The sequence below is a fragment of the Litorivivens sp. genome (assembly GCF_057445395.1).
This window is the reverse complement of sequence record NZ_JBVBUV010000014.1, coordinates 39371-54087: the sequence shown is the minus strand read 5'-3', so window position 1 is coordinate 54087 and position 14717 is coordinate 39371. Positions and strand designations below refer to the sequence as shown.

General features: G+C 53.2%; 9 protein-coding genes and 1 riboswitch. Of the genes, 4 read left to right on the top strand and 5 right to left on the bottom strand.

The window, feature by feature from the left end:
• Positions 1-103: 103 nt before the first annotated feature.
• Positions 104-366, bottom strand: a riboswitch (cobalamin riboswitch).
• Between the two features lie 85 nt (positions 367-451).
• The gene (gene traF, locus AC222A_RS06525; RefSeq protein ID WP_486774766.1) at positions 452-1642 is read left to right on the top strand and encodes a conjugal transfer protein TraF; all 1191 of its coding nucleotides are present in this window, start codon (positions 452-454) and stop codon (positions 1640-1642) included.
• Between the two features lie 40 nt (positions 1643-1682).
• Here traF and AC222A_RS06520 read toward each other — a convergent pair whose 3' ends face one another.
• The 4 genes from AC222A_RS06520 to AC222A_RS06505 form a co-directional block, all read right to left on the bottom strand.
• On the bottom strand, positions 1683-3923 hold the full coding sequence (locus tag AC222A_RS06520; RefSeq protein WP_372747899.1) for a TonB-dependent receptor: 2241 nt from the start codon (positions 3921-3923) through the stop codon (positions 1683-1685).
• Between the two features lie 19 nt (positions 3924-3942).
• Positions 3943-6552 (bottom strand): TonB-dependent receptor, encoded by a 2610-nt coding sequence (locus tag AC222A_RS06515; protein ID WP_486774765.1) that lies wholly within the window; start codon positions 6550-6552, stop codon positions 3943-3945.
• Between the two features lie 35 nt (positions 6553-6587).
• Positions 6588-8033 carry an FAD-dependent oxidoreductase gene (locus AC222A_RS06510; RefSeq protein WP_372748770.1) on the bottom strand — a complete coding sequence of 482 codons (1446 nt, stop codon included), beginning with the start codon at positions 8031-8033 and terminating at the stop codon, positions 6588-6590.
• Between the two features lie 332 nt (positions 8034-8365).
• Positions 8366-9625 carry a cytochrome P450 gene (locus AC222A_RS06505; RefSeq protein ID WP_372748771.1) on the bottom strand — a complete coding sequence of 420 codons (1260 nt, stop codon included), beginning with the start codon at positions 9623-9625 and terminating at the stop codon, positions 8366-8368.
• Between the two features lie 246 nt (positions 9626-9871).
• On the opposite strand from AC222A_RS06505, the gene AC222A_RS06500 reads away from it, so the two are divergent.
• From AC222A_RS06500 to AC222A_RS06490, 3 genes are read left to right on the top strand one after another with little or no spacing between them, the layout of a single operon-like run.
• Positions 9872-10903 (top strand): medium chain dehydrogenase/reductase family protein, encoded by a 1032-nt coding sequence (locus tag AC222A_RS06500; RefSeq protein WP_372748772.1) that lies wholly within the window; start codon positions 9872-9874, stop codon positions 10901-10903.
• Positions 10904-10933: 30 nt separating this feature from the next.
• On the top strand, positions 10934-11797 hold the full coding sequence (locus AC222A_RS06495; RefSeq protein ID WP_372763729.1) for a TIGR03619 family F420-dependent LLM class oxidoreductase: 864 nt from the start codon (positions 10934-10936) through the stop codon (positions 11795-11797).
• Positions 11798-11837: 40 nt separating this feature from the next.
• On the top strand, positions 11838-14024 hold the full coding sequence (locus AC222A_RS06490; RefSeq protein WP_486774764.1) for a molybdopterin-containing oxidoreductase family protein: 2187 nt from the start codon (positions 11838-11840) through the stop codon (positions 14022-14024).
• Here the strand turns inward: AC222A_RS06490 and AC222A_RS06485 are convergent.
• Positions 14019-14651, bottom strand: a complete 633-nt coding sequence (locus AC222A_RS06485) for a TetR/AcrR family transcriptional regulator (RefSeq protein WP_372758840.1) — start codon at positions 14649-14651, stop codon at positions 14019-14021. The genes AC222A_RS06490 and AC222A_RS06485 overlap by 6 nt on opposite strands.
• Between the last annotated feature and the right edge of the window lie 66 nt (positions 14652-14717).

The following is a 14717-nucleotide window of genomic DNA, read 5'->3' as shown; positions in this document are numbered from 1 at the left end:
AGAAAACACGCATAACCACACCCTAGGGAGGAAATAAAAAGGCATGGCGAAATGCGGTAATTGGACAGATGCGACAACCATCCGAACCTTCTGGCACCCCGCCACTGTTCGTTGGTTTCCGGCCGGTCTCCGGGCTTGCAGTTGCATGACATGCCAGCGCTCCGCCTTCCCATGTCCCGTTCACCAAATGGTGATGACACAGTGGCTGCGGCTCTCTAGGTGAGAACCGCCAGAACGCCTGAAACTGTTTACCGTTGCGGGGGCAGCACAGGACTTGCAGAGCTGATAGTCAGCATCTGCGCACCTGTTTCCCGATTATCCCGTGCCGCCGACGGCGACGTGGGCACCTGAAACTGGCGGAGATACTACAGGTAGATCTCATTGAGTCAACCCTTTCAATTCATCGCCGACTGAACGAGAATCCCCCCTTGCCAACTACGTTGAAACCCTAATGGCCACATTTCACTTGTTCTCGCGCTGGCGCAAAAAGTCTCTGGCAATCGTACTCGCTTCGTTTGCCCAGTCTCTCTACGCCCAGCAAACCATTGTTGATACCGAATTGTTGGGACTCGCCTCGCAAACCGATGCCTCGTCGTTTATCGCCAACCCGGCAACCATGCATCTGAAAAATGAGCGCTATCGTTATTCACTGAATTCAGCTACAGGCGGTTACTTTAACGATAAGAACGGCCTGTTAGACGATTTTGAGGATGCCGAGGAAGAAGGCGAGCGAATCAAGGAGTTATCAAACGAACGGTTGCTGTTTCCGTCGGATTTTGAACGTCAGATCGCAATCTTCGAACGTATGGACGGGAAATTGTTTACCCTGTCCGGCGGCAACGTAGCCGCTGTGGCGTTGCCTATAGACGGTGTGGAGACAACTCTGGTTTCAACCGTGGTCAGCCGCCTGGCCACTGCCTTTGACTACAATCCGAATGACGCTCAACGCTTACGTACCGCACCGATACTGGGTGTCGTGAGCCCACCCGACCTTGAGTCGCGCATTATTATTCAGGGTATTGCCATCAGTGATGTTGGCGTTAACTTTTCCAAAACCCTGACCAACTTCTACGATACACGCGTTGGCGTGACGCTGAAGTATCAAGGTGTACGCTTACTCGAAAAGGCGATCGAAATTGACGACTATGAAGAAATCACGCTGGATGAATTCCGCGACGCTTTGAAAACACGACATCATCTCAATGCGGATATCGGCGTGTACAAAGCCTGGAAGCAGTGGCATGGCAGCTTCGTGGTGAAATCACTTAACAGCAAAAGCTACAAGGGGAGTAATGGCAATGTCTATCGCCAGCACCCCGGCGTGCTCTTGGGGCTAGCCTGGCAAGGAGAGCGCACGCTGGCCTCATTGGACTGGGATGTGGTACCCAGTCAGCGACGCTTCGGTAGGCTCGACGATGAACAGCGCGTGCGCTTAAGCGGCCAGTACAAAATCAACCGTCGCTGGAATATCAGCGCGGGGATTGCGGCCATTGTGGAAGGCCGCGACAACGATGCGTTGTCACTGGGCGCCGGCTATCACTGGGAAAGTGGTGCTGCGGTAAATATGGCGCTTATCTATGCCGGCCCGGAAGAGCTAGGCGGATCCATTCAAGTACGCTTCCCCTTCTGGAAACGCGACTGACAAGCAAGATGGGGCTACGCGGAGCAGCCCCCTCTCGCAACTAGAATTGCAGGCTAACATCCAGCCCGTAACTTGCGGGCTCACCGAATGCACCAACCCGAGTAGACCACGGAAAGGCGCCGATGATGTCGAGCTGGTATTCCTCGTCGGTAAGATTTTTACCCCACAGGGCGACCGACATCAGCCCACCAAAAGCAGCCATATCTCGCACGCCCAACCTTGCGTTCAACAACCCGTAATCCGCAATCTCGGCATCATTGATAACACTGGCATTAGCCGCAGGCCACTGACTGTCGCGCCAGGAGTAATTGATATTTGCCAATAGCGATACCGTGCCCCAGAGATACGGCGTATAGGTCAAATCAACCATATAACTTGACTCAGGTGCACTGGGCAACGCATAACCCTCAGCCTCATTGGCACCGGTGTTCGGATTAATGACCTCTTCAACATTAGCATCCAATCTTGCATAGTTCATCGTTAGCATCAGATCGTGCGTCACTAGCAAGGTGAGATCCGTTTCAAATCCTGTGATGGAGGCCTTACCCGCATTGAATACCACGACATCTGCCGGGTTACCCTGGGTAGCGAAGCTCAGTTGAATGTCGTCATAAGCACTATCAAAGAGAGCTGCGTTCACGCGCAGGCGTCGGTCGAACCATTCAGATTTGATACCCAACTCGGTATTGGCTACCTGCTCTTCGCCAATCGGTGTGGTCAGGCTCTGTGAACTCACACCACGGCCGGTGTAGCCACCGGTTCGATAGCCTTCGACGTACTTTGCGTAAACATTGAGATCATCGGTGACATCCCACGCCACAGTAAACGCAGGGCTAGTATTGGAATAATCGGATTCAGCGTCGACGTTATCAAAGTCTTCCCCCCCAAAGACCACGCCCCAGAAGCCATTGCGACGGCTTCCGCGCACATAACGCGTGTCCTCAGTCTGACGGATACCCACCGTGAAGTGCCAGCGACTGTCGAGCTGCACTGGACTATAAGTCACCTGGCCAAAAATAGCCGACGCTTCATTCTCTGCCCAGGTCGTTCGTGTCTGCAGGGATTCTTCCACCGGCTCGACGAAACTGGATATCGGCAACGGCAGTGGACCGGTCAGCGTTTCGGCTGCCAGCGCGATATAGTCCGTGGTATGTTCCGAGCCCGATTCTTCGAAATAGTAAATACCGGCCAGATAGGAAAGTTGGTCATCCAAAGCACTGCCGGTAATCTGAAATTCCTGACTGAATTGGCGATGCGCTGTCACAAAGGGATCATTGGCAAATAAGCGATCCGTATTTGCGTTGGCGCCATAATCCTGATAAATCCATTCGTTCATGTCGCGGTAGCCTGACAGCGATTTCACATTCATAGCGTCATTCACATCCCAGCCAACAATCAAGCTGTGCCCTCGCACACGCAGACCGCTTTCCTTAATCGGATGCCGAGGTTCTACCGAATCAATAAAATCTTCTGACCAGGTTACCTGCTCAAAACCTGCGGCGGGCTCGCCAATAGTCTGGTAATAAAAAGTTCCAATATCGTTGTCGGTATAGTCGTAGGCATAATCAACAGTGACGGAGTCCGAAGCATCATAGCGCAGCGCCAGTCTCGCCCCCTGCTTACGCTCGTCACCAAAATCCGGCCCCTCACCCAGGTTTTCCACCCAGCCGTCCCGCTCGCTGAACACATAGCCCAGTTTGGCACTCAGACCACTGACAATCTCCGGAAAATCGATATCGGTCTGCACTTCCAGCCTATCGTAGTTTCCCAGCGTTAGGCTCTGCTTCCAGCCAAATTCGCCACTTGGCGCGCGCGGTACAATATTAATCGCGCCGCCCGTCGCGTTTCGCCCATAGAGGGTACCCTGCGGTCCGCGCAGTACTTCGATGCGCTCAGGGTCCACAATCTTGTTGGCGAGCCCTGAAGAGCGCGAAACATATATGCCATCGATATACACCCCCACCGCCGGATCCTGAGTTATCTGTACATCGTTATTACCAATACCGCGAATAAAGACCCGCAGCGAAGATTGAGAGTTGGGGAACTGCCGCATCGCCATATTGGGAACGGTAAATTGGATATCTGCGAGATTACTAATACCGAACTTTTCAATATCTTCACTATTAAAAGCCGACAGAGAGATGGGCGTGTCCTGCAGTGACGCCGCTTTCTTTTCAGCCGTCACAACAATCTCCTCCAAAGCCGGTGCGCTGCGTTGAGCCTGTGCAACACCGGAAAGCAACAACGCGACCAAAGTTGTGCCATACCATTTTTTGTTCATTTACTGCTCCCCTCGCTAATCAAAACAACCACCGCGCGTCGACGCCGTAACGTCGCGGTGGCATCAAGCTACCAGTGTTAGTCCCAATTGAATCACCTACGCCACCGGAATTGCTCATGTAGCGTTCATCAAATACGTTGTTTACATAAAAGCTTAATGCGCGGTCGCCCTCGGTGTTTTCCCAAGTGAATCGAAAATCTATCAGAGAGAATGCCTCGTCACCACTGGCCAGCGGGTCCTCGCGGAATGCATCGTAGGCTGAGTCATCTATGCCAAAATAGCGCTCGCTGCGATACTGAAAATCGACACGCGGCGTCAGTAGGCCCGCTGACGTTTGGACCGTGTATTGCACCCCCAGCGACAGGTTGTCCTGTGGCGATACTTGGAAAGGTTCATCAGATCGATCATTGAGTTTCTCGCCCTGACCTATCGCCTGTGTAAACAGATCAGCGTCTTTATAATCTTCGTAGGAATAATTATTGTTACTGTAGGCGAGATTAACACTCATGGCGGGTACCGGAATCCACTGCACCTCAATCTCAGAACCCAGGATGCTTGAGCGCCCCGCGTTCTGGAAAATTACAGCGTTATTGCCTGCAGAGTCGCGTTTTACCTGGATCAACTGCATGTTGTCGAAGTCCATACTGTATGCCGCGATGTTGATCCTCAGCGACCGAGCCAACGCCTCAATCTTGATGCCCACTTCACGGTTTTCAACCTCTTCAGGTTCTATACGCTCCAGGCCATCAATTCCTCGAGGCTCAAAAAACCCTGCCTTGAACCCAAAGCTCCAGGTAGCGTACAGCATGCCGGAATCAAAGCCGCTAGCAGCCAGCCACGCGTCATCAAACTGATACGCTATCGAGGCCATCGGTGTGGTTTTCGAAAAAGTCTCCGATTTTTTATCCACCAGTGGATTGTTCATGTCCAGCGGGAAATCAGGGATGGAATCGCCATTAGTATCCGGGAACAGCGAATTGGCCAGTGTTACCGGATCATCCAGCCAGCGCAGCGGCCCAAGGTAGGGATGAAAGCCACCGGCGCCAGGCCCAAACACACCGGCATACTGCGGCGCAGCAAACAGACCACTGCCTTGCAATCGCGCTGAGATTGCTTCCACATCACTGGTGAAAACCTTGAGATCAGAGGAGCGCTCTTCAGCGGTGTAGCGCACACCTGCCGTAACTTCAATCTGCTCGGTCAACTGATAACTCGCCTGACCGAACAAGGCTGCGGTTATATTTTCAAGACCAAACTGCGAATACGACAACGGTGTCAACACACCCACCAGCGGCACCGTGCCACCCACGACCGGCTGGGTTGGTGCCTGACTGCTCGCCAGCTGTGCCAGCGTCTGACTGTCAAAACCAGCTAGGGCAGTAAATAGCGAAAACGGCTCTTCGTTAGTCTCGCGCATCGCAAACGCCCCGAGCGTGTAGGAGAAGGTGTCGTCAAATACCGCACCATTGAGTTGAAACTCCAAACTGATGGAGTCGCGTCGACTCTTCTGCTCTGGATCAGCAAACGAAATACCGTAGGATTCACTGAGTTTCTTGGTACCGCCGTCGTTGTCCCCCAACCATTGCGGTCCCTTTTCTGCGCCGCGCACACCAAAGACCAGTTTCGCGGTATGTGTATCATTCACTTCCCACTGCAGGGTTGATGACAGCATCACCGTTTCAAGGTCCCGCGTCATGTAGGGATTTGGCCCTACGCGGGTGGTGTAATCGCCGAGTCGTTCACGTGAATTGGATTCGCAGTTATCTCGAAACGCACTGGGCTGGCTCGGATCGGTATCGCCGGACCACATCACATACAGCCCTTTCATAAACAGCGACTGCTCATTGATCACGTTGCAGTGGTCTGTGGCGATCTGCTCATGCACGCGACCATAGTAAGCAAATGCATCCAGACCGAGGGTGTCGCTGATATCCCAGCGTAACTGACCGATAACTGATTGCCTGTCATTGTCGCCACCACGCTTGGTCCCGATAATCTCATCTTCGATATAGCCATCATCTTTGATAGTGTTGGCGGCCAGTTTTACAAAAACATGGTCACTGACGGGCCAGTTAAAACTGGCTTTGGCGCGTCGTAAACCATCGTTACCAATGCCGGTCTCTATATAGGATTCAACACTGTCGCTGGGCTTGACCAGCGACAAAACCATAGCGCCACCCGTTGTATTCTTACCGAATAAGGTCCCCTGTGGACCACGCAGTACTTGAATACTGGCCACGTCGACGGTATCTAATAACTGTCCATCCGCACGCGGCAGAAAAAGATCATCCAAGTACACGCCCACCGCCGGGTCAACGCGAGCAAAACCGGTTCTCTCACCCACGCCGCGAATAAAAATGGCGCTCGAGCGATTTTTCGTCACTTCCAAGCTGGGAACCACTTTTGCGAGGTCTTGCACATTACCTAATCCGCGTTCACGTAAATCATCTCCGGTAAGCGCACTTACCGCTATCGGCGTTTCCTGAATATTTTCGGCTCGGCGCCGGGCGGTAACAATAACTTCTTCCAAGGCAGCATTATGACTTTTCTGAACATTGCCTAACACAGGTGTAGAACCATGTATGCAAATCGCAAGCAAAAGCATTTGGCGAAATTTAGGTTTCATCATGTACACGCTCGCTAGTTATTATTATGGGGAAAACGCTATGACTGTGCTGCGGCCTGACGCCCTGCCAGGCGACCAAAAAAAGTGACATCGGCTACCGACATACCGCTGGCATAGCCCGCCGATGTTCTGGGAATACCCGCAACCGTTCTGCCAGCAGCAAACAAGCCCTCTACTGTGCTGCCGTCAGGGCGCAATACTTCGCCCGTTGGTTGAACCTCCAGTCCGCCGAGGGTAAATACCGGCGGTCTTATTTGATCTAGCGCGTAACTGACCAGCGCATAGGGCGGTTCATCCAGTGGCATCAACCAATCCGACGCTTTGTGAAAAAGCGGATCCTGCCCCAGCGCTGCATTCTGATTGTAATAATCCACCGTATGTTGCAGGTTGCCTGCGGGGAGTCCGCTCTCAGATTCCACCTCTTCAACCGTTTCACCAACCGCAACAATATCCACGTTTAGATACGCCGGCCGTTCAAAATGGCGATTGTCGATGAACATGAAAATACGTCCCTGACTCTGCTGGGTTGCATAGTGCCCCAGCCGCGCCAGGTAGACATCTTCGTTAATAAAGCGTTGCCCCTGCTCATTCACAAAAATGCCGTAGGTAAGCTGGGCCGGCGGGTAATGGGCAATGCCGACAAAGGCTTCGCCCATATTGATCAAATTTCCACCGGCTGCCTGCCCCAGACGTATTCCATCGCCCCGATCGCCGGGGTTACCGTGGCGGGTCGCAATCCCATCCAAGGTCGGGAGATGCTTACGCGTCATTGCTTCGTTCATGATAAAGCCGCCAGTACACAGCACGACACCGCGGTGCGCACGAATCAGCACCTGCCGGTTATCGATTCTGGCGGCAGCTCCTACGACGCGCTTTTGCTCATCCTGAACCAGGGCCGTGATACGGGCATCGCAAAGAATATTGACTCCGGATTCACGCACCCTTTCCAACAGATGCCCCATAAATACCAGACCACCGCTGTGATCGGCATCTGCAGGTAGGTGTCCACGTGGTGCCGCCTGCGCCATCTCGACAAAAGGCCAGGCCCGCTCATTGCCGGTGTACTGCAGAGAATCGCCGGTCATGGCAACTACATCTCTACCGTCATAAAAACCGCGTTTGTAGGGCACACCAAGGGACTCGGCCCAGTCAAAATGCTCCACCGCGCCGTCGCAGAACAGACGCAGCCTGTTCTCGTCGCAATTGTCCCCAAAGCAGGCTTTCAGATAGTTATAAAAATTGTCTGGCGAATCGGCTATGCCGAGATCGCGCTGCAGCCTGGTGCCACCACCGAGGTACATCTCGCAGGCTGACATCTGAGTAGAACCACCACCGCCGCTTGAAGATTCCAGCACCGTAACCGCAGCACCCGCTCGCCTTGCTTCAAGAGCGGCACTGGCACCGGCACCGCCTAGCCCGGCAACGAGCACATCGGTTTCCAAGTCAAAAGCCTCTACGCCACTCAGGGGAATAATATCGCTCACTGTGTTTTCGCCGTTGTTATCTCGTTTCAATTGCTATTTGCAGGCGATATCTATATCACAGAAACATTTCTATTGGTATGTTTTATAAATTCACTCGGATACAACCGGCAGGCACGACAGATTCGACCAGCGCAACTTGCGTGAGCGGGCAATGTAAATCCTAGGACAGGAGACTGAATGATAGGAGGGAGAAGGTTAACGCTTGAGTGCCATCTGGGGATTCGCAACTAAAGCTGTGTTACCCGATAAAATGACGCCCCGAATCGACAGAGCGCCATTTGTTTTAGGGACAAGCTCCTACACCCTGTGCAAGAGCCTAGCAGTAGTGCCAATCAGGCCGCGGCGCGTGTTTCCGGGTCAAAGGTGATAGGCATCGCTTTAATGGTATTGATAAAGAAAGAGCGCATGTAAGTCACATCACCGGCAAACTTGGGGTTGCGCAAACGCGGAATCATTTCTTCAAAAATAATACGCAGCTCAAGTCGCGCCAAGTTCATACCCAGACAGAAATGCTCTCCAATACCAAAAGCGCGGTGCTCGCGATTAATAGCCTGATGGCGCTTGTGGCGGTGAATATCGAACTGCATTGCATCGTCGCCAAACACATCTTCATCGTGATTGACCGCGTGATAGTGCAACACCACTTTCTCGCCCTTCTTGATGTTATAGCCGTTCCACTCGATATCCTGCGTAGCGGTACGACGCATCGCGATAAACGCGGTGTTATAGCGCAGCATTTCTTCTACGGCCATTGGAATATCTTCCGGGTGGTCAACCAGATGCTGCAGCTGATCCGGGTTCTCCATCAACAGTCGCATGCCGTGGGCTGTGGCCGTACGGGTACTCTCGTTGCCACCTACCATAATCAGGATAAACATCCAGGCGAACATTTCTTCGGTCACTTTGACGCCATCAACTTCGCCTTCAAGCAAGGCCTGAACCACCTGGCTTGTGGGGTTCTCGCGCTGTTTTTTAGCCAGCTCAATGGCATACATGATAACTTCCATTGAAACAGCGTTGCCTTCATCAATGCCGGTTGCGACATCAGGATCATCGGCGAAGGCCATTACGTTGGTCCACTCAAAAAACTGCTTGCGATCTTCCTGGGGTACGCCCAGCACCTCCAGGATGGCAATCAATGGCAGCTCAGCCGCCACATCTTCAACAAACTCACACTCACCTTTGGCTGCCACTCGATCAACAATCGCTTTAGCCTGCGCCCGCAGCCAAGGCTCCATCGCGGCTACTGCCCGAGGTGTAAAGGCGTCACGCACTACCTTGCGGTACTTCATGTGCCGTGGGGGATCCATCGAGATGATGAAATTTTCGTTCATCACCTCCTGAATAGCCGCCTGCTCAGGCGGCATTTCCATCGGGAATGGCCCTTTTTCAGCGGAAGAGAAGAGATCCGGGTTCTGGGAAACAAAATCCAGCGCATCGCGTTTAACCGCCGCCCAGTAGGGCACGCCATTGTCAGGGTCATCAAATTTCACAAAAGAGCCCTGCTGGCGCAGCTTGCCAAGGTCGGCATAAGGCATGCCGTTAACATAGGCATCCAAATCCAGCAGGTGGGTAAACGGACATTGACTCATAGGTACTTCCCTTCCAAGTTGTGGTTTCTCATCGCTTTTTTTGAGGCTCACGAGCGCCCGTAACGGGGTTTTCTGCCGCTATTTAACGATTTGGTAATCTACGCTACCACAACCACAATAACATTTTGGTTAAAATGTTTTTATGTGCAGCCGGCTTATTACTGTATCGTAATCATAAAGCCTTTGACCAATGGCGCCAGCTTTCCTAGATTGCGCGCTACTTAAACGGCCTTGAAAGTTTAGACCATGCAGTGGAAACACGTTGACATCAGCGCCTTTGGCGGCCCCGAAAACATCAAGGTTATTACGGAAGATACCCTGCCACAGCCCGCACCTGGTCAGGTACGGGTAAAAGTACTGACCGCAGGCACCGGCTTCACAGACACCGTTATTCGCCAGGGCCAGTACGTCGACGTCAAAGACAAGCCTCCCTTCACCCTCGGCTACGACTGGTTCGGCCTGATAGATGCCGTGGGCAGTGGCGTTACCCAATTCAAGGTGGGCGACCCTGTTGCAGACATGTCGGTGATTGGCGGCTACACCCAATATCTGTGCGTAGACGCGGAGCGGGTGATTCCCTGCCCAGAAGGCCTGAACCCTGCGTCAGCGGTGTGCATGATTCTGTCGTATACCACGGCCTACCAGATGCTGACCCGGGAATGTTCACTGAAATCTGGCGACAGCATTCTGGTACATGCCGCCGGCGGTGCAGTGGGCACCGCTCTGCTGGAACTCGGCCGCGAAATGGGTCTCAAGGTTTATGGCACAGCGTCGAAGGGCAAACATTGCCTCGTGAAACACTACGGCGCCATACCCATCGATTACCACAATGAAGATTTTGTCGAGCGCATAGCACAAGAAACCGGTGGCAAAGGCGTACAGGCCGTGTTTGACACCATCGGCGGCAAGTACTGGTCTCGCTCCTATCGTTGCGTAGCCAAAGGCGGCAAGCTGGTCGGGTTTGGCGCTCTACAGGTCACAACCGGCGAAGAAAAGATTCCAAGCTTGCTGTTCGGCTTTTTGAAGCTGCTCGCTCTGTGGCCGATGCTGCCCGATGGCAAAAGTAGTGGCTTTTACAATATCCAGACCCGTCGCGGCAAGAAACCGGAAGAGTTCAAGGAAGACGTTGCAACGCTCATGCAATGGCTGAAACAGGAGCGCCTTAAACCTGCAGTCGCTGCCATCCGCCCGTTGACCGACGCTGCCGACGTACACCGCCAGATAGACAAAGGCGAAATTGCCGGCAAGGTGATATTGGACTGCCAGCAAACAGATTGACTATCTAGCACCTACTAGAGGGGAAGCAAGATGAAGTTCTGGCAATGTCTGTCAATGATCGACATGGATGAACTGCCAACTCTCGCAACACACGCCGAGGACCTTGGATTTGAAGGTGTCACCCTGGGCGAACACCTAATTACCTTTGCCGAACAATACGAACACTACGACTACAGCAAAAACAGTCTCATACGCTGGTATCCCGAAACTCACTGGCCGGAACCCTGGGTTGAAATTGGCGCGTTGTCACAGGTCACCAAGACCCTTAAATTTCTCAATACGCTCTATGTGTTGCCGATGCGAGATCCTTTTCAGGCCGCCAAGCTAATCTCCACGGCAGCCAATCTTTGCGGCGACCGCCTGCTTCTCGGTGTCGGCATAGGTTGGCAAAAATCGGAATTTGAGTTGGTCGGCCAGAATTTTCATGACCGAGGAAAACGCACCGACGAAATGCTGACGGTGATGAAAATGTTATGGACTGGCGACAATGCTTCGTTTGACGGGGAGTACTATCAATTCCCTCCCCTGCAAATGTCTCCGGGCCTGAAACACCGTCTTCCCATTTGTATCGGCGGCTTCAGTGAGCCCGCCTTGCGCCGCGCAGCTCGCAACGATGGCTGGGTGGGCGCTCAGCACGAGATGAAGGATGTCGAACAGCTGCTACCAACATTAAAGCGGTTTCGCGCCGATTCCGGACTGCCCTGGGAGGGTTTCGAGGTGGCGCTGGCGCTATACGATAATTCCCCCGCCAATTTAGAGCGCTGTAAAGAACTTGGTGTCACAATGCTTTACCGCGAAGCGTTTTGCGACAAAAACGGCATGGCCAGTACCATGACCCTGGACGAAAAGTTGCGCGACATGGAGCACTTTGCCAAACAGTTTATCCACACCTGATATTTCGAATTGATCAATGCGGTCGATAAGAGGTAACACGATGCCCACCACCCAAACCACCTTTTGCCGCATATGCGAAAATCAGTGCGGACTAATAGTTACTGTCGAAAACAACGCTATCACAAAGGTTGAGCCTGACAAGGCGCACGTAGTCTCTAAAGGCTTTGCCTGCATCAAAGGCCTCAGCATCGAAAAAATGCGTACGACGGCAGACCGGATCACGACACCACTGAAGAAAACTGACAGTGGGTTTGAGACTATCAGTTGGGAGCAGGCACTGTGCGAAATTGGCGAAAAAATCTGCGCCCTGCGCGATCGCCACGGTGACGAATCTGTCGGCGCCTACTTCGGCAATCCAATCAGTTTCAGCCCCCTGATGCCGATATTCTGGACAGCCTTTACTCAGGGTCTGAATACCCACAAGGTTTACAATACCGGCAGCCTCGACTGCAACAACAAGTTTCTTGTGAGTCAACACCTCTACGGCTCACCCATGGCCCTGACCTTTCCGGATATTGATCACATCAATTGCCTGATCATGATTGGCGCCAATCCCGCTATTTCAAAAATGAGCTTTATCAATTTGCCAGACCCGGTGCGACGACTCCAGGAAATCGAAGCTCGCGGCGGTACAGTGTTTAACGTGAACCCACGGCGCACGGAAACCGCAAAAGCCGTAGGCGAGCAGGTGTATATCCGCCCCGACACCGACGTGTTTATGCTACTGGGCTTTCTCAACGAGGTTTTTGCCCGCAACGCAATTGACGCCGCGCGTGTTGCCACCCATATGAACGGACTCGACGCACTGCGCGAACTTTGCCTGGATTGGACGCCGGAAAAACAGGCGGAAGTCACCGGCATCAGCGCCGAGCAATTACGTACGCTGGTAAACACGTACCTAAACGCCAAAGGAGCCGCCCTCTACGGCTCTACCGGCATTAACCAAGGCAGCAATGGCACCCTCGCGTTCTGGCTGCTGGAAGTCATCAATGCACTTACCGGCAATCTGGACCGCAGCGGCGGCAGCTTGATGGGACTGGGAATATTCGATTATGGCAAAGCAACCAAAGATGCCGACAAAAACGTTTTCCATTCACGCATCGGTAATACCCGTAATTTTCTCGGCGCCCTGCCCGCCGCCCTGATGGCCGATGAAATCCTGCAGCCAGCGCAGGATCAGGTACGCGCCATGTTTGTATTGTCAGGAAACCCGCTGCTCACCGCGACCAACAGTCATAAACTGGCAAAAGCGCTGGAGCAGCTGGAATTGCTGGTATGTATTGATATTGTGCGCAATGAAACTGCGGAATACGCCGACTATATCTTACCGGGAACACACTTTACCGAACGCCCGGACATTCCCTTTTCTTTTATCAGCCTTTCAGGACTGTCACCGCGCCCCTGGTTCCAGTATACCGACCGACTGGTGACACCACCCGGCGAATGTCGCGACGAATTGTGGACAATGCGTCAACTCGCCAAAGTATGCAATGCGCCGTTCTTCGGCTCGCGAACCCTACAGGCATTGATCAACACCGGCGAGAGGCTGGGTAAACTCCCTCTCATCGGCAAAGCCTTGACCCCGATGCCTGAGCGCTTGTTGGGAATGATAGCCCGTATGGGCAAGCAGGGAGGCCTGCGTGCGCTACGAAAGTATCCACACGGCAAAGCGCTCTCGCCCATCGAAGGTAATTCCTATTTGGGCAAGCGTGTATTGACTAAAGATGGCAAAGTGCAATTGGCGCCACAAACCTTTATCGATCTGGCTGCGCAACGTCTGCTGACAAGCTTTGACAAAGCAAAGGCTGAACAACAGCAGTTCAAATTAATCACCAAGCGAGAACGTTTCAGCCACAACAGCTGGACCCATAACGACACGGCCTTTGTGAAAGGAAAACGGCAAACTAATTATCTGTATATACACCCGCAAGACGGGCAAAAACTGGGCTGCGGCGACGGCGACCTGATTGATGTAAGCAATGCCACCGGCTGCGTGCGCCTGCCAGTGTCGCTCAGCGATGACCTGATGCCCGGTACCGTCGCATTGCCTCACGGCTGGGGTCATCAGCGCGCCAGCGGGTTGCGTGTGGCCAACAAGACTCAGGGAGTGAATGCGAATATTCTGGCGGCCGATGGACCGGACGCGATTGAGCCAATATCGGGTATGGCGCAATTTAACGGCATCACCATTTCGCTAAAGGTGGTAGGGTCTTCTGAAGTTCTATAGCAAGCCCCTTAGGCCCAGCAAGGTGCGACTAACGGTTGCCTCCCAAAGCGGATTCAGATCATCCAGTGCAAGGTGCTGCATGACCGCCGGAAAATCTTCATGCGCACCGGACTTTTTTAGCTGGCTCAATATTTTTTTGTCTGCGGCCTGAAGCTCAAACATGGTAAAGCCCATTACCGCCCAAAGCAGGCTTTGCGCCTGTAATACCGCGTTCGGCAAGGTCATACCCTGAGCCACGAGTATCCTGGAGATACTATCAATCCGGCGAACCGCACCGGGCGCGCTACCTGCCAAACCGATGATGTACAGCAACGCCGGTTGCGAGCGAATCGCCGCGCGCAGCGCATTCATCCAGTTTTCTATCTCCGTCTGCCAGTCACTGCTATGGTCATAACTGTCATCGAGCGCTGTCAAAGCACGGTCAGCCATGGCATCGAACAGAGCCTCCTTACTAGCGAAATAGGTGTAAAGGTTTCCCGGCACGGTATCCAGCGCCTGCGCGAGTTTGCGCAGAGAAAACGTTTCACCACCGCCGCCGGCAATCAGGGCCATCGCCTGATCGAGGATCTGGTCTCGCGAGAGCCTGGCGGGTCTGCCGCTGACCTGTTGTAAGGGTTTTCTGGACACCCTGTAATCTCTCCTGCATTGACTTAATGAACAGTGTTCATTAACTTTACCGACATTCACACTAAT